The organism is Chitinophaga agri, from assembly GCF_010093065.1.
In the GTDB taxonomy this organism is placed as follows: domain Bacteria; phylum Bacteroidota; class Bacteroidia; order Chitinophagales; family Chitinophagaceae; genus Chitinophaga; species Chitinophaga agri.
Window position 1 is genome coordinate 225,980 of the sequence record NZ_CP048113.1, and the last position, 20,074, is coordinate 246,053.

Sequence of the window (20,074 nt, forward strand, 5' to 3'; positions counted from 1 at the left end):
TATTAAAATGAAGAAACTTATGAAATCATATATGCGGATTGTGTCGCTGGCCATCATATTGATGAGTAGCAACATGGATTCACTCCGGGCACAAAACGTCAGTGCCTGTACCTGTGACTGCCTCAAGCCATTTTTTGACTACCTGATATCCTCCCGCCGGTTATTTATTCAGCCGGAGGACGATATCCTGGTATCCTCTTTACTTGAGGATGCCAGGCGTGCGGGATATATGGTGTCATATACACAGTGTCAGATCCTGGCACGTAATACAAACGGATTGTTTTATGCGAAGATGAAGAGTGCGACCAGTGGCTCGTCCTATAAGGCCGTAATCGGTGATTGTACGGTGTCGCTGACTGCTACCGGCGCTGCGGTTACATTTAATAATCTGGTAAGTAATGTCTGCGATACGACCGGGATCGTGTCATACCGGACGACTACCGCCAGCACGCTGGTCGCTAAACTGAAGGTCGACTCCTGTACGACCTGTAATGACGTTACTTCCGCATATTGTTATAGTGCTATTACGGAACATCCGGTGAATCCTTACCGGTTTGGTCTGGCGGGTAACTGGCGTCCTTTCCGTTCATATGCCTATTACGGGGAACGTAAGGAAACAGATCCGCTGGCGCCAGTGTCATTACGTTCCGCTGGTACGATCAATAGTTTTAAGGGTTTCTGGAAATTCACGAATGGACAGTTGAAAGGTATGCCTGAGAATGATAAAGATACTGCTGTCTGGGTATGGAACAGTGAGTTGACTATGGTCAATCGTAAAGGGCTCGAACTGGAGAACCATGATCCACTGGGCCGTTATAATGCGGGACTTTATGGTTATGATGATGCGCTGCCGGTAGCCGCAGCCCAGAATGCCCGTTACCGGGAGATTGCATATGAAGGCTTCGAGGACTATGATTTCGGCGTTACGCCTTGTGATGGCCCTTGTAAGGTGCCACGGAGCTTCGATTTTTCCTATTATAAAAGTAAACTGGATACGGCCGAACAGCATACGGGTTTGTTCAGTCTGCGGGTGGATGCACATACAGATGTGGCTGTGAGCGCACCGGTAGTGGCTACTGCTGACGATAGTTTTGGGCTGACATTTAGCCGGATTGACAGTACAAGGGGATTATTGGCTGTAAATACAGATTCTGCGGCTATACTACCATCATTTTCACCAATAGCGGGTAAGACGATTGTGATCAGTGCCTGGGTGAAGGAATCGGTACCGTGCAGAGGTAATACCTACACCGGTAATCAGCTTGGGATCGTGGTAAAGCAAGCGGCTGAACCTATCGGCAGTACGATTACAGCACAGCCACAGGGAGCGATCATAGAAGGCTGGCAGCGTTATGAGGAAGTCGTAATGGTACCTGAGGACGCGGTGTCTGTATCCATTGTGATGAGTGCATCGGCCGATCATGCCGTATATTTTGATGATGTCAGGATACATCCCTATAACGCCAATATGAAATCATATGTATATGATCGTAATAGTCTTCGTCTTATGGCAGAGTTGGATGAGAACAACTATGCTACATTCTATGAGTATGATGAAGACGGAACAATGATCCGTCTGAAGAAGGAAACAGAACGGGGCATCAAGACGATTTCCGAGACAAGGAGTGCACTATTAAAAGAAAATCCCCGTCCATGAGTCCATTTTTATTATCCCTATATACTTTGATCATGTCAGTAGTTAGAAAGTCCGGCAGTTACAGGGTTGTCGTGCTAATGTGTCTGTTGCTCGTGATGGCGGTGGCCGGGCGTGCACAGTCTGTGATTATGCTGCACGGAGCACTGGATGGCGCAAAGGGGCAGATCGCCAAAGACTCTTCCATCACCGTGGTAGATAGTGTGTATTTTGATGCAGGGAAGATTGCTGTATTAGATAAACCCTACCATGTCAGGAATATTGTTACACTAAAAATTAATGAATACGCCGCTGTATCTCTGCCACCTGCCTTTAGTGCTACCGCTGTAGTCAGGATTATTTATACGCGTCCGGATGACCAGCAGGATTCTATTGAGCGAACGTTAGCTATCAACTATGCTGATTCCAGCAGGTACACCAGCAGAAGTACCTATGTATTTAACAACGCGCATTTTGTAACAGTTAAAGTGGTGAGCCTGACGACGACGGGTGGTAATGATATTTCCTCTGTTCTCTTACTGGACAACGAAATGCAGGTGTCTCCTGTGTATAAGTTGTCCTGTATGGAGGATGTCGTGCGTGGATTTAAAACTGCAGGGCTGAATACATCCGGGGAACTGCATGTTGTCTGGGACCAGCTGACAGGCGCAGATGTCTATGACCTGGAGTGGACATATATTGATTCGGCGGCCTTGAAAGCAAACAGGTATGGCACGCCGCTGAATACTACTTTGCTATTTCGCAACAATGCCTCCCGTGTTACCATTAACACGAACTGGTACGATATTCCTTTGCTGTATGACGATGACGGGGTATTGTATTTCCGGGTAAGAGGTGTACAGGAGCGGGCCAACAATGTACGTAAAGAAACGGAATGGAGTACTGCGTTCGGCGGATTGGGCAGCTATGCGTATAACGGACATCAGGACTCGCTAAACTGGCAGGCAACTACGACATTTGCGGAAGACGGGAAGCGTAAGTCTGTTGTGCAGTACTATGATGGAAGTCTGCGTGGGCGGCAAACGGTGACCAAGGATAACAGTACGAATACGACCATCGTTGGCGAAACACTTTACGACTACCAGGGACGTCCAGTGATTCAGGTAATGCCAGCACCTACATTAAATTCGATCATTAAATATACACCGGGATTCAATAGGGGGATTAATAGTCCGGAATATAATAAGGGAGAATATGACACGTTGCCTACGCCTGCCGGTTTTCTGACGGCAAGCGCTAATCCGATGTCTGCAGTAAGTGGTGCCAATCGGTATTATTCGCCTGCTAACCCCGACACTTCCGGTTTTAACAGGTTTATTCCGGATGCAGAAGGATATGCTTTTACGGAGACATCCTATACACAGGATAATACCGGCAGGATCAGCCGGCAGAGTGGCGTAGGACCTGTTTTCAGGTTAGGCAGTCATCATGAATCGGAGTATTATTATGGTTCTCCGGGTGAGAATGACCTGGATGCATTGTTCGGTACAGATGTAGGAGATAAGAGTCATTATTTTAAAAACATGGTACGCGATGCGAACGGTCAGTACAGCGTGAGCTATGTGGACATGCATGGTCGTACGATTGCCACGGCACTGGCAGGTCGTCCGGATAGCAGTGTATCATTGTCGGATCTGTCTACCTATAAAGAGGAGCGCGTAACAGATACGTTATCAGGACCCGGCCGTAATATAGTTAAAGAGCTTTCTCTGGAACATGCACAAAGTCAGCTGGTGACACTGGATGGTTATCATGATTTCAGGTATAAACTGAAGGCGCCGGTTATCCGGTTTAACGGATGTAGTGGTCCGCTATGTTTTAACGGCGTATACGATCTGGAAATCACTATTACAGATGATGCCTATAACCAGCGTATAGGAGGTGCTCCATTGCGGTTCGTGCTGCGTAATTATGATCTGAATAATATCAGGGCAAACTGTAACATCGCTCCCCGTGACTTTGATACTACATTCCGGGTATGGTTGCCGAAAGGGAATTATGAGATCACAAAACGACTGACGGTGAACCGTCGGGCGCTGGAGTTGTACCGGGATAGTATTTTCATGAAACAGGATACCTGTGTAACAGTGGAACAGTTTATTCAGGAGCAGCGAAATTTACTGGCGCAGGAGCAGTGTGTACCTGATTGCAAGTCCTGTATGGATAGTATTGGTAGCTGGTCTTCTTTCTGGGCGAAATATCCGGACCGTATCGGACAGCCGGTAGCAGATTCCCTTGCATACAAATCACAGGCACTTGCCGATTACAATCTGGCGATAGAGGCATGTAGTTCGCTTTGCAGGGATACTACTGATGCTATGAATATCCGGGATGGCATGCTGGCAGATGTATCTGCACCGTCAGGACAATACGCAACGCTGAGTGATTCTTCCAGTATCTATTCGATATTCTATCGGAAAGATAATACAATGCTACCTGTATATCAGCGGACGGATATTCATTATCTGGACGAAACGGGTTTACCGGATGTAGTGTATAATGATGCGACACAGACGTATGTCCTTCCGCAGCAATTATCGCCGGAAATGTTTGCGGCCAGGTTTAAAACTTCCTGGGCAGCGGCGTTACTGCCTTATCATCCTGAGTACTATAAATACCAGGCGTATCTGGAACGTAAACCGGCCTATGACTGGGACAGGAAGGTGGAAGCGATAGATGATTATATTACCGCCAGAGACGGTGGTTACCTGAATCCAACAGATGATGCCGCATTCCCTTTCACCAGGGTTAGCGCGAACAGGGACCCATTAGTGGGCAGGGATGTACAGATCGCCAGATCGCTTTACGAGGCCTTATACGCCTATAATAAAGAAGGTGATCCCGCGAAGCGGCTCTCAATGTGGAGTGTAGCGACGATCTCTGTTAAATGTGGAGAGGTGTTGTCTGGTTGTGCTGATAACTATCGTACCTATGCCGCTGCATTTAATGAAGCGACGATGTGTCCGGGAGATCTGGATATGGCATGGCGGACATTCAGACAGCTTTATCTGACAACAAGGAAAAATATACTTGATGCGGAGGTGGCTAATATTGGCGCTCCTGCAGGCGTAATAGCTGTTACCAGTGAGCAACTGGTGAAGAATGGTAAGAACCCGCGTTTCAATACAGCGGGAGCTGCATTATCCCAGAATGGACTGGGCTATCTCAACACGAATAATACACAGAAGGAATTAACGGATATTGTTAACCAGGCGTTGGCAAAAAGCTATGAAGATAACTGTCGGTCCTATGTGAAAGCGTGGATGCAACAGCTGGCGCCATGTAAATATGATACTGCAGTATTAAAGGACCTGAGTGAGAAACTGGTACAGGTGTGTAAAGAAGGAGCGGATACTGAGCATCCCTTAGGTGCAAGTTCAGTCAGACCTGCCAGCAGCTACAGGTATAGGAGCTTCCAGGAGGTACTGGATGAGTATAACCGCGCGCATAATATTGACAGTCCGTGGGTATGTAATGCCTACCTGATCACTGCACCAGCGCCATATGACAAACAGCCAGCCTATAGTGACCGACCTTCCTACACCGGGCCTGATGACTGTGAGTGTAATCAACTGCGTACGTTAAAGCAGGAGTTTGATAGTAATAGGCAGACAGGTGATAGTAGCCTTGCTGTTTATCTGAACAGGACAAGGGGGACTTCTCTTCGTCAGGAAGAATTACAGGTATTGCTGGATGCATGTGGCACAAAGGGTTCCTGCACTTATCTGTCCAAGCCGGTGAATATACCGGTGCTTATACAGTGTAATGTCGCGCCGCCCTGTGTATCCTGTACGGAGGTGAATGCAGCCTACACTGCCTTTAAAGGGCAATTCCCGGGAGTAGTACCAGCTATAACTGAGGATTCTTCTGCGCAGCAGTCGAAGAACCAGTTATTTGCAGCTTATATGAATAATAAACTGGGGCTGGCGAAACAGGCCTGGGAGTATCTTACTTTCCTGGACAGCTGTGGACAAAATTATTTACCGGACGAGAACCATTGTGCTAATAACAATCCGACCTATTATTCATATACTGATCCTGCGGGCAGAAGTGTGATCATTTCAGACCTGGTGCGTACGCCGGATAACGGCTTCCTCGTAGGAGGGTTGTTAAAAGGCCGGGGGTATACAGGAGGGATTCCCACCTTCGCAGCAGGAGATGCTGAAAGAGCATCAGTAAGTCCTGCAACCGGAAGACTGGATTCGACCGCTTTTATCATGAAGGTGAACCGCCTGGGCGATGTAGAATGGTCGAAAGATTATCCCGTGGGTATCAGAAGTGCATTCTCCAGGATAAGGAACACCCGGGATGGCGGTATCATCGCCATTGGTTCTGTATGGGGTATCAGTCATGACAGTGCCGAAATCCTGATTACGAAGACGGGGGCTACCGGAGTGGTGGAATGGAGCCGGAAGATCGGGTTTGATACCCGGAATGGGGAAACAGGCGTGGATATTATGGAGCTGAGTGATGGTAACTATGCTTTTGCTGGTAGGTCCAATATTAACCATGTCGATAGCACTGGCGATTGGATTGTTGGTACGCTGGATGCCGCAGGTATGGGCCGTTGGATCAGGCAAATGGGTAGTTCGAGTATAGACGGTACCTATTCTATGCTTGAGGACCATGATACGCTGGTGGTGATGGGTAACCTGCTGATGGAGCATACCGGTGTGTACCACGACTTTGACCTGATCATTGCCAAGATGAACAAGTATAACGGGTCGACATACAGAGTGTTCAGATATGATTTTGGAAGTGCGCCGATCACACACAATGCTTATCCGGGTATTATCCAGAAGACATCGAACGGCTATGTGTTCAGTGCTACGAATGGATTTGGTAAGACGGCGGTTAACTCTATCGCCTATATTGACAATAGTGGTACGGTTTTAACTTCCCGTCAACTGGCGGTGAAGAAGGACACCATTGTGGCAGAAAAAGTGCCGATGGCGTTCACCGCAGATCAGGGAGCGGTGCTGGCTCAGAATGTATTGGTACGGGACAGTATCCCATTACTGGTGCTCAATAAGATCAATACGGATACAACGCTGGCCTGGTCGGATATGATCAGACTGGATAGCACTTCTTTCCTGAACAGCATCGTTGAGAATACGAATGGAGGAATGGTGGCAGCAGGTACTTATGGAAACAGAGGGCTGTTATTAATGACGCCTCCGTCAGGCAGGATAAAGTGCCGTAGCGCTTCCTGGATGAATAGTTTTATCACGATGCGGGTGAATCCGAACAGGAATAGTCCGTTACCAATCAACATCGTGCGTGGTGCGGATACGGCTGTTATTCCTGTAACCATTACACCGGGAAGTGCGGGGATAAACTATTATCCTATTGGCTGCATGGTTGCTGATAGCTGTTATAAGATCCGTCGAGGGCCGCTTTTATGTGGTAATGTGCATCCGATATACGGGCAGGCGATAGATAGTAGTAGCAACTGCTCTGATAATGAATATTTTGCTGTCAGCAAAGGCACCGATCTGTATAATGCTTACAGGGATTCTGTCCGTAACAGTTTTGGGAACGCATATGCGGATAGTTGTTTGCAGGCGGGTGAACGCGAGATCTATACGCTTAGTTATGATATCAGCGAATATCACTACACGCTGTATTATTATGATCAGGCGGGAAATCTGCTAATGACAGTACCACCGGCAGGTGTAGTCGTAGACCGTTCTCCATCGTGGCTTTACCAGGTGAGAAAGGCGAGAGCCGCTAACAAGTCATTGCCTTTCAGGCATTCAATGGCTACCAGATATCATTATAATACACTGGGTGATGTGGTTGCACAGTTGACACCCGACGCAGGTAACAGTAAGTTCTGGTATGACAGGCTTGGTAGGCTGGTATTATCCCAAAACTCGAAGCAGCAGCCCTTAGGGTATTACAGCTATACGCAGTATGACGCATTGGGCAGGACGGTGGAAGTGGGAGAGATCAGTAGTAGCGGAGCTATGAGAAATAGCCTGAGTCGTAGTGCGGATAGTTTACAGGCGTGGTTTGCCAATAGCTATGATAGTCGTAAACAAATCACACGTACTTCTTATGATGTACGTAATATCTTCCCTACCGAGGTAGTTTCTGCGAAGAACCTGAGGAACCGTGTGTCCTGGACGGCGTTATATGATACATCGCCCGAGCAGCAGACGGGTAATTATGCAACGGCTACTTTTTACAGTTATGATATTCATGGGAATGTAGATACGCTGGTACAGGATTATAAGAAGAGTATTATGCGTGACCTACAGCATCGTTGGAAGAAGATTGTTTACAGGTATGATCTTATCAGCGGTAAGGTGAACCATGTGGCTTATCAGCCGGGCAGCACGGATGCGGTCTATCACCGGTATAGTTATGATGCGGAGAACAGGCTGACCGGCGTGGAAACGAGCACGGATAGTATTTACTGGGAGAACGATGCATTTTATCAGTACTATAAGCATGGTCCGCTGGCAAGAACAGTGTTGGGGCAGCAGTCCGTACAGGGAATTGATTACGCATACACATTGCAGGGTTGGTTAAAGGGAGTGAATAGTACGGCTATAGGTGGTAAATTCGACATGGGCGGTGATGGCAACTCCGCCGCTACAGATGTGTATGGTTTTGCTTTGCATTATTATGGTGACAGGGATTATAAACCTATCAGCGCCCGACGTCCGTTTGCGTCGGCGTTGGGTAGTGGATTTAATCCGCTGTACAATGGTAATATTGCGGCGATCAGTCAGTCGATATCTTCGCTCGGAACGCCTTTGCAGTACAGATACAGTTATGATGTATTGAACCGCTTAAAAGGTATGGTGGCATACAAAGGGCTGGATTCGCTTACGAATAAATGGAATGCGGTAGCGTTGCCTGATTTTAAAGAGAGCGTGACGTATGATGCGAACGGGAATATCCTGACGTACAACCGAAAGGGGGATAGTACATTTGCGAAGAAGCGTCTTGAGATGGATGATCTGGCTTATCATTATTATGCGGGTACGAACAGATTGGAATACATTCATGATAGTGTAGATTCGGCGAATTATGATGTGGATATTGATGATCAGTCTCTGAAGAACTACCGATATGATAATATAGGCAATCTTATCAGGGACAGCGCGGCGAAGATCGCTGATATTCAATGGACTATTTATGGTAAGATCAGTAGTATTACAAAGGATGATGGTACGGTGATCAGGTATACGTATGACGCCAGTGGGAACAGGATCAGTAAGCAGGTGGGGGATGTGTATACGTGGTATGTGCGGGATGCTACCGGTAATGTAATGGCTGTTTATACGCAGGGAGATGGTAATGTAAATGGCGGTAAACTGAGTAAGACGGAGTCTCATTTGTATGGTTCGAGCAGGTTAGGGATTAATTTGCTGAAAATCAATGTTGAGGATAGTGCGGTGGTGAATACGGATGTGATTGTAGGGTTGGGTTCTGGATTTTATAGTAATTTCACGAGAGGAGAGAAGGTGTTTGAGCTGACGAATCATCTGGGAAATGTGCTGGCCACAGTAGGGGATAAAAGATGGTTGAAGGATGGGAAGTTTGTAGCGGATGTGGTGAGTGCGCAGGAGTATTATCCGTTTGGTATGCAGATGCCGGGGAGAGGGGTGAGTAGTAGGGGGTATCGCTATGGGTTTAATGGGAAGGAGAACGATAATGAGGTGAAGGGGGAGGGGAATCAGCAGGATTATGGGATGAGGGTGTATGATCCACGAATCGCGAAGTTCTTATCAGTAGACCCGTTAACACCTGAATATCCAGAGTTAACACCATATCAGTTTGCAAGCAATAGTCCAATTGCCGGAATTGACCGTGATGGAGAGGAAATAAAAATTGTTACTGTGGTTCATGGGCAAAAGGGCAATATATTGTATGAAGTACAAAACGAATATGGTGTCAAAGGTATACTGCCTAAGCAAACAATTGTAGTTCACAAATATCCGATTGTAGATAGCAAAAACAACTTTGACTATAGCCATATAACGCCATTCGCCTATGACAAGGAAGATAAGAACAGGGGAGATGCAAAGACTTCGGATCCCGTAAGTTATAAGGCTGGTCAACCTGGGAAGTTTACTGCCGAAGATGCGAAAACAGGTTTAAAAGCCGTATTTGATCAGTATGGGGAAGAAAGAGCCACAATTGTCGAGAAAATGTACAGATTAGAGACAAGTCATTTTAAGTCTGGAGGATATAAGAATACGGGGACGGGGGGAATGGAAGCAAAGGCCGGGCATGAAAATGACGCACCTTATTATGGTTGGGATAAGTCGATTTTTCAAAGTCATCCTGAATTTACCCCTACGGGTATCTGGCTGGCTTTTGAAGGGCCTGGAATGAGTGGGAAAGGAGGAAATGCCCAAGTAACGGATCATCCTAAATCATTTGTTGTGCTACCTTCTGTAACAGCGGGAATGATGTTGAAGGCAGACTATATAGAACGTTACAATGGGCATTATGAGAGATGGGCTGGGCTTACACAATCTGTACAAGATAACTATAAGACAGCGTTGGCCGGAATTCAACCTAAAATTGTTAGACAATTGGCAATTGAATACAATAAACAACAACAACAACAACAACAGCAATCAACGGTAACAATTAAAAAGGATTAAATGTATCGAATTATGAAAAAATGGTTTTTAATCTCTTGTAGCTTGTCTATAGGGCTATTTTCTTGTAGTGAAGGAAACGTTACTAAGACTAGTTCAGACTCGAGTCATTCTGTAGTGGACATTAAGAAAGACACTGTAGAAAAAACAGGAACGCCTCATGAATTAACTCAGTTTACAACAGATGATTGTAATCAGTTGCTTAATCGTCTTTTTCAGGGTAGTTCTTTCAAATCTGCATTTCCTAAAAATGAACTTATTGTATCCGTTGATGGTGTTAAAGACAGTATTGTTTCAATACAGGTGTCGAATAAGGAGAATAATAGTCTCACAACAGGTTGGATAAATTTAGATTTAAGGAAGAAGGAAATGGCGGATATCACAAACGATCCCGATGCGCCGGTTATTTTGAAGTATCAGAAAGATGTGCTTGATTCTTTGCTTACCGGCTGTACTTTTAGAGATACGGAATAGAAGTTGAACCTTTATGAACATAGTTGTGATCGCAATAGATACGGTTCAGTGCCATAGTAATCGAGTTACTTTTTTAAAACAGCTGGATGTTGACGTCCAGCTGTTTTTCTTTTAATCAAGGTAAGTATTGAATATTGGATAAGAAGTTTTGAGTAAATGATATGCAGCGCTACTGGCCTATAATGCTAAGATTGCGCCGGGCGGTTATCGCTATGGGTTTAATGGGAAGGAGAACGATAATGAGGTGAAGGGGGAGGGGAATCAGCAGGATTATGGATTTAGGATTTATGATCCGAGGATTGGGAAGTTCTTGAGTGTGGATCCGCTGACAAAAGAGTATCCATGGAATAGTACTTATGCTTTTGCGGAAAACGATGTTATTAGGAGTATAGATCTTGACGGAGCTGAAAAGGATGTTAAAACGTTTTCTTATTATTTGTCAGACAATAAACCTAGCGTAAAAGTTACGTCTGATAATTATGTACAAGCTGAAGGTACTTTTAATACTCTTACCTTGGCTAGACGGTTAGGATTAACAAATGCAAAACCAGAGACAACAAAGGAAAGAATAGCTAGAGGTTTAGTAGCCTCATATCACTTGCCCCAGAATGGAACATTATCTTTTTTTGAGTTTGCTCCCGGTATGGGAAAGAGAATTATGCAAGATATTAATATACTGGTGATGGTGGGAAGCAATATACTAGATATTTCAATGCTGCGAATATTGCTTTCATGTATGATTATTATGCATTGGAGGATAAAACCGCGGCGAAAATACATAACGTAGCTGCTGCAAGTGCGAACTTAGTTGGGGCAGGAATGCTTGCGAAAGCGGAGCTTACGGCTGCTGCTAGTGAAGGTGCTGCTCAAATGAGGCAAAAGTTTGATCCAACATTACTACAAGCGGCAGAACCAGCACAAACACAATGGTATTAATATAACAAGGAAGCCGTTGGATTCTCTGAGGGGCATAACGGTGGATGGAAAATAGAGCTTAACATACCGGATAAATATCAAAAGTTGGGAATAGGTAGTGAAATTTTTCAACGAGAAGCTTCAGAGTGGGCACTTTCTAACTTTCATGCGATGTTGGTAGAAAGCAAAGACCTGTACCAAAAAGGGCTTTCAGATAATTTGATACAATACCGTGCCGCAAAAGCATCAGGTCTAACAAGTACAGAAGCCGCATGGAAAACCTGGACAGGCAGACAGGCCCTTAAAGCGGGCTATAACCATGTTAATGTTCAGGAATTGAAGAATGGAGATGTTCACGCTGTTTTTAGTAGTAAATGATAATATGAAAATGGATAATACTTGTTGCTTGTCATTTTATGATGAAAGGCATGTTGAATTTAGCTTTAAAGAGTATCCAATTCTGTATGAAAATTGGTATAATCAACATTTTTTTGGTAACATTTTTCACATTTTAGATATGAAAATGTCTGAACAGTTAGCAGATTGTGCATATCAACAACTTGACCTTTATTTAAAGAATTATGAAGCACCTTTGCCTTCAAATAATTCAAGGTTTGGATACGTGAAGAATATTACTCTTGATACAGACGGAACAAAATTAATGATAGACTTATCTGTGTCGGAGCATTTTAAAATTCACATGTTAAACGATATATATGGTAGCTTGAAGGAATCTTTAGTTAAACTGAAAGAATCTTATATAATTCCCCGAAATAGTTTTTTAAATGAATATCATTTGTCTATAATTTACCGTATTAAATATTTAATAGGGAAAGGAGTTGAAAAACGAACTGATATTGAGAAAAGTTTATTAAATGAATTTTTGGGGAATGTTTCTGTAGGGTTTATTAATAGTGTAATTACTAGTTTGAACGACCTTCCAATAGTGAATAATTACGGTGGTAGGCTTTTAGAAGGGAAGTATTTACGGTTTTTTTATTAAAGCGATACTTTTTTGTGAAAAGTTACTAACGGAGTATATGATTGTAGAAGGAAATAGTTGAACAGATAATAGTATTAATGCTTCTAATAAATAAAAAATCCCCGGTCAATTTGACCGGGGATTTTTTATTTATTAGAAAAAGCTTTTTTAGTTCTGGCGTTTTGAAGCAACCCATCAATGGTATAGAGGATACAGTGTTTATCTTCATCTGGCAGTCCGTTAATCTCATTAAGTCGCTGCAACATAATAGGGTCTTTTAAGACGTTGCTGTCGGTAGCTTTCCCCAATAAATATCCCACAGTAGTATCCATGAGTTTAGCTAGTTTTTTAGCGACTTCGATGGACGGCATCATCTCATCACGTTCGTACTTACCAATGACAGTATAAGAAGTCGACATCATTTTAGCCAGTTCCTGCTGGGAGAGACTTTTGGCGTCTCTACACTCTCTCACTCTTTTACCAAAAGTAGCCATTGTTTAAATCGTATTAGGTACTAAAAAGCCCTATAGTACGGAGAATAAGCAAATTATCACCGTGGGGTACGGCTCGTGATGGCGGGCAGGCTTATCGGCCTTTTGGGAAGTATTGTATTGTGTTCGCATTACGGAATAGTGGCGGTGCTATCAGTGGTATGTACTTCCGTAGTACAATCAATGATGATACGCAGCGTCATTATTATCTAAAAGACAGGCGGGGATTATATCTAGGTTACCCGAACTCAGATATTACAAAGCTGATCCTGACAGAATCAGTGATAGATGCAGCGACTTTATTACAGCATAGTAAAATAAGTGAGTCTTATGGTATCCTGGCTTGTTATGGCACTAATGGTCTGACCGCAGAGCATGAAGCGGCGATTGTGGGCCTGAGCCAGTTGCAGGGGATCATTTTTGCTTTTGACGGTGATAATGCAGTGCGTAAGGCGGTAGAGAAATACAGCACTTTGTTAAAACAGCGGTTGCCTAATGTGCAGCTGAGTAACATCGTGTTGCCAGTGGGAGAAGGTATTAATAGTATGGGCGTTAGTCATACGCCGGGCGTGTTTAGGGAGCTATTACAAGGTAGGACTGCCTTATTTTTTCAACTGAGGGTTCATCTGAAAAAAAAGAACCCTAGACTTCAGTAGATTAAAATCTTTCTATAAATTTTTATAGGAGAAGTTGATAGTTATTATTTGATAGGTAGCTAGTTGACAGATGAGTAAAGCGCTATTGGATAGATGAAAACTTATAAAGGGTATGTCTAAAAGGCCTTATTTAATACAATCTTAGGATCTATTTTTATTCCATCGGGTGCCCGAATAAAAGGGTGGTGTAGCATACTATGGCGCACCAATATACCGACGCTCAGGGACAATTAAATACCCGGGATACCTGTAAACAGAATCATACAATGAAAAAATGTAATAATTTTGCGCCATCCGCACAAGCTGCGGTGTTAAAATTATTCCCTATACAGATGTTCACCAGATCCGCTTTTCGTAATTCAGGCGTGTTGATACTCCTAATAATGTGCTCTCTATATGCGTGGGGGCAACAACCAGCGCAATCCACCTGTCAGGTTCAGATAGACGAGTATATCATTCCATTACTGTGGGACTTCACTGGCATAAAACCTAAAATCCCGTTGGAAGAAGATGTGGAGATAGTTGATCCTAACCAATGGAGATACTTTTATAGCGCTAATATCATTGAGGCACCACAATACACTATAACGCCTGAAGTTGACTTTGAAGGTAGTAAGAAGGATGTCCAGAAGATAACTAAGTATTCTTTTAATTATGTGGTGGAGATAGCCAGGAAAGATATGAAAGACGCACCAAAAATTATAACGGAGGTATTTAAAAAGATAGATGCTCAATTGCCCTTTCTGAAAAATACATCTTTAGTAATTGGTGAGCGTAAACGTATATCGTCTGACTGTGGCATTTGTAGTGTTTCAGTTGCAAGACCAAGGTCGGTCGGTGGTACTGCAAATGAAATAGAGATCAATATAGATCTCACGCCGCAAGCCTCCGCAGCCGCCAGCAAAGCCGCAGACAAGCCGAAAAGCTAGGATAGAAACGTATTACACTATGACGCTGACAGCATTGATCAGTTATTTCAGGAAAGGCGGTTCCTATGAAGAATTTTGCCTTTCCTGTGAGCTGGATGCACGATCCGAAGTGATTGAGATCTATATGGAACAACCTTGGGAGATAAACAATGATATCGCCTTGTTCGAAATAGAAAAAACCGAAGGACTGGCTGAATACACCGCTAACAATAAAAAATATTCGAACCTGTTTGATTTTTACTATTTCCTTGATGTGGTTGATGAGTCGAAGAATATGACAATAACAGATGGTGAACTGGCTGAGAGATTATTATCGTATGTCAGAGATGACGCCTGAAAATTTGCCGTATTTTACACCAGAGATTATCAAATAGACATTTCTCTTTTTATATTGTTTATCAGCTGTTTAGCCTGTTAAATCTTATCTCATTTCATGGATTGGTAACTCCTGTTCCATTATATTTATAGGACTATGAAACATCTCCTTATACTCTTACTATTGTCAGGGCTCTCCCCATTCCAATCCCAGGAAGTCTACATCTGCCGGTCGGGCACCAGCTATGCCTACCACCGTAAATTGTGTCAGGGATTACGTAACTGTACTCACCGGATAGATACTGTTACGGTGAAAGATGCGGTCGCATCCGGCCATACAAAGGCATGCGGATATTGTTACAAAAGATAGTATTACGGACGAACGTGTTCTCCCACGAGGATAAAAGACGACATATCCATTTATTGTAGCCAGGACTTACAGCCGCCTGTATCTTTTCATTCAGGATATCATTGCCCCTATATCTTACCTAGCTCATAAGGAGCTTATATAAAACAGAGAGATACAACCTATTCAGTAAGTCTATAGGTAACAGGTATATACATCAGCGTACGCACGGGCTTACCATTCACGCTTCCTGGTTGCCAGGTGGGCATACTGTTAACCAGTTTTGTGTTCACCTGGTCAAAGAAATTCGCGTCTTTTGTAGCTGTTTTGATATTGCTTGGACGTCCATTCTCTTCTATGACAAAAGAGATCAATATTCTTCCTTCGAAACAGATATCCGTGTTCGCCGGCCAGCGTTTGTTTTTGTCGATAAATGATTGCATCGCCTGTTTTCCACCAGGGAATATCGGCGGTTGATCTACCTGTGTATATAACACTGGAGCGGCAGTGTCGCTATGGACGCCTGTATGTAAACACATGGTGAATTGCAGGCATAAAGTTGTTAAAAGCATAAAGCTATGTCTAAAGCGAATTCCTTAATATCAACCTGAACGGATTCTTTACCCTGTCTCTTTTCTTCTCCAGCACCATCTTTGCGGCACTCGCTCCCATCTGCTCATGATCCGTCGATATTACGGTGATCCCATCCAATAATATCTCCTTGAGCAGGGTCTCATTATAAGACACGATCCCGACGTCCTTCCCAATCGTCAGCTGATTATTCCGGCATATCTTCACCAGGTTCACCAGGTCCGTTTCTTCGATGATAATATAAGCCTGCCCTTTAGTTACAGGTGTATGCATCTCAATGCCCTCAATAACAGAAAAGTTAAAATCCTGCATCCGGCAGAAATATCGGAAACCTTTCTCTATTTCTTTCGGATAAGGGGTAAGGCCGGGATTTACGAACACCAGGCTGCTATACTTCTTCAGAGCCGGTAGCGCCTCGTGCAATGCCTCGTATATATCCTTTTCGAAATTCTGGTACACGGTGCCATAGTCGCCGGTTAACTCCTGTACATCCCTGTCAAGTAGGATCAGCTGTTCTGGCGGGATCTTTTTCAGGATCTCAAGGACTTTTTCCGGCTGCTCATAGAAATGTGGCATGATCACATAGTAATCATAGTCGCTTAAATGATTGCTGATCAGGTTCTCAAACAGTGGTACGCTATGGTGGTGGATATGCAGATCTACGAACACATTCTCTCCTAAAGCTTTCACAAAACTGTTGTATACCTGTTTTTTGTAATTGCTTATCTTGTTGAAAATAAGCAATATGCGGAGCGGAATGACCACATCAGTACGGTTGATGAAGTAGCCTTTCCCCTTTACGGAAATGATCACTTTCTTATCCCGTAATTCTTTGTATGCCTTCTCTACCGTGCCTCTTGACAGGAGATATTCTTCACTCAGTTCGTTGATGGAGGGAATTTGCTGGTCTCGGGTTAATATGCCATCGCGGACGGCTGCCATAATGGAATCCGCAATCTGCATGTAAACGGGAATTTTGCTGTTGGTGTCAATCTGCAAGCCTTTCATGACGGGAAAATAGGAAAGAATTGGGAAATGGGAAAGCGGATAGTACTTTTATCAGGAAATAGTATTTTCCTGATAAAGGCTGCTGATCAGCAATGGACATAGAACAGATCATATACAACATATACCGGCTTCCCGTTGGGTCTCTGACTGCATTCAAGGAACATATCACCGAGGTGGAATATGCCAAAGGCAAGATCCTCGTAAGGGCTAATAAGGTTGAAGAAAGCCTGTTTTTCATTAAAACAGGTATCGCCAGAGCCTTCGCCAGAAAAGGTGACCAGGAAGTCACTTTCTGGTTCGGAAAGGAAGGGGATACCCTGCTTTCCATGCGCAGCTATGTAGAGGATCTCCCCGGTTATGAAGATATCGAGCTACTGGAAAACGCCCAGTTGTATGAACTTAAGTCAGCCGATCTGAAACGTCTCTTTGACACAGACATTCACATCGCCAACTGGGGAAGGAAATTCGCTGAGTTCGAATTAATGAAGGCGGAAAAGAGACTCATCTCCCTTCAGTTCAACACCGCTACGCAGCGTTATGAAGAGTTGCTCAGAGAGAATCCCAATCTCATTCAGCGTGTTCAGTTAGGGCATATTGCCTCTTACCTGGGTATCACACAGGTGAGCCTCAGCCGTATTCGCGCAGAGGTGAAATGATCCAATTTTTTATCATTTGTAAAATACAGGTGCCCGATCAGTGACTAACTTTGCCCTGCGTTTTATAAACAGCAGTATATGAACTGGATATTATTGATCATTGGCGGATTATTTGAAGTTGGTTTTACATTTTGTCTCGGCAAGGCGAAAGACGCCACCGGAGATGCGTCATACTGGTGGTACGCGGGATTTGTGGTGAGCCTCTTTGGGAGTATGTATCTGTTGCTCAAAGCAACGCAAACCCTGCCATTAGGAACCGCTTATGCGGTCTGGACAGGTATTGGTGCCGTAGGTACTGTACTTGTAGGCATATTGGTATTTAAAGAGCCGGCTACGTTTCTAAGGATACTGTTTATCACTACGTTAATTGGTTCTATTATCGGACTGAAAGCCGTTTCATCACATTGATCTGAAAGTTTACAGAACAGCTAGAAAGAAGTCGCAGCATTACCAGGCTGCGACTTCTTTTTTTTAACCCCAATGGCGGTATGCTTCCTCACAGGTGTCTTACTATCGTGCATATCCACGTGTGCATTTACGAGCATCTCATATTGACCACTTAAAATCCACATTATGAAGAAAAGTCTATTAATGGCTGGCTTGTGCCTGCTTACATCAGCGGCCTGCAACAAAAGCCCGCTGACTCCATTGGAACAGCCCAAAGGGGAGATTGGCACAGTTTCCTCGGCCGCCCTTACCAATTACATGACTGTTACCATCAAAAACGTAAAGAGTGACAAGTTCCTCGAGGTAGCAGGCAATCCTGTACAAAATGCCAAATTCAAAGACAATGCGCTACTACAACAATGGCAGACTTCCATCTCCGGATCGGACATTGACAGATGGCAGAAATGGCACCTGATCTATCAGACGACCGTCAACGGTACGAAGTATTACCACATCCGTAATCTCCATAGTGGTAAACTGATGGATGTACCCGCCGGTACCGGCACTTCCGGCGCTGTACTACAACAATATGCGGCGTTTCCTTTACTGGCCGACCAGCAACTATGGCGGCTTACTGATCTCGGGAACGGCCAATTCAGGATCGTCAATAAAGGTAATGGTCTGTCTTTGTCTGTCGCTGGTGGTGCTACCGGCAACGGCGCCCAGGTCATCCAGGAAACCACTGCCAGTAATAGCCGGCAATACTGGACAATCACTGAAATTACACCAGACACCTACCGTGATGATGAAGTCGTACGTTTCTTTAACAGGAACAGCGCCAGCCTGGGATCTGCTGCATTTGACCAGGGAAACACGATCCCGCTGACCTGGAGCAGTAACAACGGGAAGGTACTCTGGGTGACCCAGGACGCCTGGGATGGGTCTCAGGTACAGTCTAACGGATTATTCAACTGTGGCGCTTTTCACAGCTATAGTAACTCCGTCTTTATCCAGCCGGCTAAAACCAACTGGAATCCTAACAGCGCACCCAATATGACCATCAATACCAGTACCTCCGGTAAGCCTAAACAGATATTCAACATACAACCAGGCACTACCTGGACATGGTCAGGCCCGGGCATTGAAATAGGAGATAAGGTATATGTACAGTGCGGAGAGGGAAATGGACTGAATGCCACCGGCCAGTCGCTTTACAGGCTCACCCAAAGCACAGGCACCCAGTGGACCGCAGAGCGTACCCTGCCCAATGCACTGAATAGCCAGACGACCATCAACTATTCTACTGGTATGGTGAAACCAGGCGACGGATACGTATACGCCTATGGTAGTGAAGCCGTTTTCTTCGGCTATGGCAGTTACATACACGTGGCCAGATTCCCTGAATCCAACCCTATGCAATGGGAATATTATAATGGCAGTACCTGGACATCAACACCCACTCCCGGTGAGAGCTCCAAGCTCGCAGACGCAAGAGGAAGCAATAGTGTGGCTTACCTGAATGGCAAATATATTCTGATGACGATGGACCAGGGCTTTAACTGTGACCCTGACAGAAACATCTACATCGCAACGGCCACTTCCCCCACCGGACCGTTCACGCCTCAGGTACTGGTGTACACGATCAAAGAATATTTCAAAGAACAATACACCCGCTACTATACGCCTGTTATTCATCCTGAGTTTGTCAACGGCCGGAATGAATTGCTGCTCACCTACAGCGTAAACTTCTCGGCCTGTGGCCTGGACGGATGTGAGGGTTCTTATCTTGATCCTTACTATTACCGCCTGAAAGGAATCAGAGTTCCCTATTCCAAGATCGGATTGTAAGTATCCGGTGTTTATCAGACAGACCCGGTCCGTCGCAGCTGGCGGTGATCACACTGCCAGCTGTTTATGCCTCTCATCGTTCAGTTTCTTATCTGATAATGTTCAGCTCCTGTTCCCCATAATGTAATCATTCGCAGCATTTCAATTCGTAATTCCCGATGCCTGATTTTTATCTGGTGCCTGCACAAGGGCTTTTCC

16 protein-coding genes are annotated in these 20,074 nt (G+C 44.6%); 13 read left to right on the forward strand and 3 right to left on the reverse strand.

Annotated features, from left to right (window positions below):
• Positions 1-19 precede the first annotated feature (19 nt).
• The 7 genes from GWR21_RS00865 (at position 20) to GWR21_RS00895 (ending at position 12,670) form a co-directional block, all read left to right on the forward strand.
• Complete coding sequence (locus tag GWR21_RS00865) at positions 20-1,657, forward strand: hypothetical protein (protein WP_162329899.1); 1,638 nt, start codon at positions 20-22, stop codon at positions 1,655-1,657.
• A gap of 32 nt (positions 1,658-1,689) precedes the next feature.
• Positions 1,690-10,281 carry an RHS repeat-associated core domain-containing protein gene (locus GWR21_RS00870; RefSeq protein ID WP_162329900.1) on the forward strand — a complete coding sequence of 2,864 codons (8,592 nt, stop codon included), beginning with the start codon at positions 1,690-1,692 and terminating at the stop codon, positions 10,279-10,281.
• 12 nt (positions 10,282-10,293) lie between these two features.
• A complete protein-coding gene (locus GWR21_RS00875) occupies positions 10,294-10,752 on the forward strand; it encodes a hypothetical protein (RefSeq protein WP_162329901.1) in 459 nt (152 codons plus the stop codon).
• Positions 10,753-10,942: 190 nt separating this feature from the next.
• Complete coding sequence (locus tag GWR21_RS31805) at positions 10,943-11,539, forward strand: RHS repeat domain-containing protein (protein ID WP_394367283.1); 597 nt, start codon at positions 10,943-10,945, stop codon at positions 11,537-11,539.
• Positions 11,485-11,688 (forward strand): hypothetical protein, encoded by a 204-nt coding sequence (locus tag GWR21_RS00885; RefSeq protein WP_162329734.1) that lies wholly within the window; start codon positions 11,485-11,487, stop codon positions 11,686-11,688. The genes GWR21_RS31805 and GWR21_RS00885 overlap by 55 nt, the downstream gene beginning before the upstream one ends.
• An 84-nt stretch (positions 11,689-11,772) precedes the next feature.
• Positions 11,773-12,045 carry a hypothetical protein gene (locus tag GWR21_RS00890; protein ID WP_162329903.1) on the forward strand — a complete coding sequence of 91 codons (273 nt, stop codon included), beginning with the start codon at positions 11,773-11,775 and terminating at the stop codon, positions 12,043-12,045.
• A 4-nt stretch (positions 12,046-12,049) separates the two neighbouring features.
• Positions 12,050-12,670, forward strand: coding sequence for a hypothetical protein (locus tag GWR21_RS00895; RefSeq protein ID WP_162329904.1), 621 nt, complete (start codon positions 12,050-12,052; stop codon positions 12,668-12,670).
• A 125-nt stretch (positions 12,671-12,795) separates the two neighbouring features.
• Here GWR21_RS00895 and GWR21_RS00900 read toward each other — a convergent pair whose 3' ends face one another.
• A complete protein-coding gene (locus GWR21_RS00900) occupies positions 12,796-13,143 on the reverse strand; it encodes a helix-turn-helix domain-containing protein (protein ID WP_162329905.1) in 348 nt (115 codons plus the stop codon).
• Between the two features lie 119 nt (positions 13,144-13,262).
• Here GWR21_RS00900 and GWR21_RS00905 point away from each other — a divergent pair, with 119 nt between their 5' ends.
• The 3 genes from GWR21_RS00905 (at position 13,263) to GWR21_RS00915 (ending at position 15,062) form a co-directional block, all read left to right on the forward strand.
• Positions 13,263-13,796, forward strand: a complete 534-nt coding sequence (locus tag GWR21_RS00905; RefSeq protein ID WP_162329906.1) for a toprim domain-containing protein — start codon at positions 13,263-13,265, stop codon at positions 13,794-13,796.
• 266 nt (positions 13,797-14,062) lie between these two features.
• Positions 14,063-14,725 (forward strand): hypothetical protein, encoded by a 663-nt coding sequence (locus GWR21_RS00910; RefSeq protein ID WP_162329907.1) that lies wholly within the window; start codon positions 14,063-14,065, stop codon positions 14,723-14,725.
• Between the two features lie 19 nt (positions 14,726-14,744).
• A complete protein-coding gene (locus GWR21_RS00915; protein WP_162329908.1) occupies positions 14,745-15,062 on the forward strand; it encodes a hypothetical protein in 318 nt (105 codons plus the stop codon).
• A gap of 506 nt (positions 15,063-15,568) precedes the next feature.
• Here the strand turns inward: GWR21_RS00915 and GWR21_RS00920 are convergent.
• Positions 15,569-15,958: an energy transducer TonB gene (locus GWR21_RS00920; protein WP_162329909.1), complete on the reverse strand. Its 390-nt coding sequence runs from the start codon at positions 15,956-15,958 to the stop codon at positions 15,569-15,571.
• A 10-nt stretch (positions 15,959-15,968) separates the two neighbouring features.
• Entirely contained in the window at positions 15,969-16,940 is a 972-nt protein-coding gene (locus tag GWR21_RS00925; protein ID WP_238430114.1) for a GntR family transcriptional regulator, read from the reverse strand.
• A 137-nt stretch (positions 16,941-17,077) separates the two neighbouring features.
• Here GWR21_RS00925 and GWR21_RS00930 point away from each other — a divergent pair, with 137 nt between their 5' ends.
• The 3 genes from GWR21_RS00930 (at position 17,078) to GWR21_RS00940 (ending at position 19,876) form a co-directional block, all read left to right on the forward strand.
• On the forward strand, positions 17,078-17,641 hold the full coding sequence (locus GWR21_RS00930) for a Crp/Fnr family transcriptional regulator (protein WP_162329911.1): 564 nt from the start codon (positions 17,078-17,080) through the stop codon (positions 17,639-17,641).
• A gap of 78 nt (positions 17,642-17,719) precedes the next feature.
• Positions 17,720-18,049: a DMT family transporter gene (locus GWR21_RS00935; protein ID WP_162329912.1), complete on the forward strand. Its 330-nt coding sequence runs from the start codon at positions 17,720-17,722 to the stop codon at positions 18,047-18,049.
• Positions 18,050-18,214: 165 nt separating this feature from the next.
• Positions 18,215-19,876: an RICIN domain-containing protein gene (locus GWR21_RS00940; RefSeq protein WP_162329913.1), complete on the forward strand. Its 1,662-nt coding sequence runs from the start codon at positions 18,215-18,217 to the stop codon at positions 19,874-19,876.
• Positions 19,877-20,074 lie beyond the last annotated feature (198 nt).

Bases quoted from the DNA above. Each gene is read 5' to 3' on its own strand.
- GWR21_RS00865 (WP_162329899.1), top strand. From the start codon at position 20: ATGAAATCATATATGCGGATTGTGTCGCTGGCCATCATATTGATGAGT.
- GWR21_RS00870 (WP_162329900.1), top strand. From the start codon at position 1,690: ATGTCAGTAGTTAGAAAGTCCGGCAGTTACAGGGTTGTCGTGCTAATG.
- GWR21_RS00875 (WP_162329901.1), top strand. From the start codon at position 10,294: ATGAAAAAATGGTTTTTAATCTCTTGTAGCTTGTCTATAGGGCTATTT.
- GWR21_RS00885 (WP_162329734.1), top strand. From the start codon at position 11,485: ATGTATGATTATTATGCATTGGAGGATAAAACCGCGGCGAAAATACAT.
- GWR21_RS00895 (WP_162329904.1), top strand. From the start codon at position 12,050: ATGAAAATGGATAATACTTGTTGCTTGTCATTTTATGATGAAAGGCAT.
- GWR21_RS00900 (WP_162329905.1), bottom strand. From the start codon at position 13,143: ATGGCTACTTTTGGTAAAAGAGTGAGAGAGTGTAGAGACGCCAAAAGT.
- GWR21_RS00910 (WP_162329907.1), top strand. From the start codon at position 14,063: ATGAAAAAATGTAATAATTTTGCGCCATCCGCACAAGCTGCGGTGTTA.
- GWR21_RS00915 (WP_162329908.1), top strand. From the start codon at position 14,745: ATGACGCTGACAGCATTGATCAGTTATTTCAGGAAAGGCGGTTCCTAT.
- GWR21_RS00920 (WP_162329909.1), bottom strand. From the start codon at position 15,958: ATGCTTTTAACAACTTTATGCCTGCAATTCACCATGTGTTTACATACA.
- GWR21_RS00925 (WP_238430114.1), bottom strand. From the start codon at position 16,940: ATGCAGATTGCGGATTCCATTATGGCAGCCGTCCGCGATGGCATATTA.
- GWR21_RS00930 (WP_162329911.1), top strand. From the start codon at position 17,078: ATGGACATAGAACAGATCATATACAACATATACCGGCTTCCCGTTGGG.
- GWR21_RS00935 (WP_162329912.1), top strand. From the start codon at position 17,720: ATGAACTGGATATTATTGATCATTGGCGGATTATTTGAAGTTGGTTTT.
- GWR21_RS00940 (WP_162329913.1), top strand. From the start codon at position 18,215: ATGAAGAAAAGTCTATTAATGGCTGGCTTGTGCCTGCTTACATCAGCG.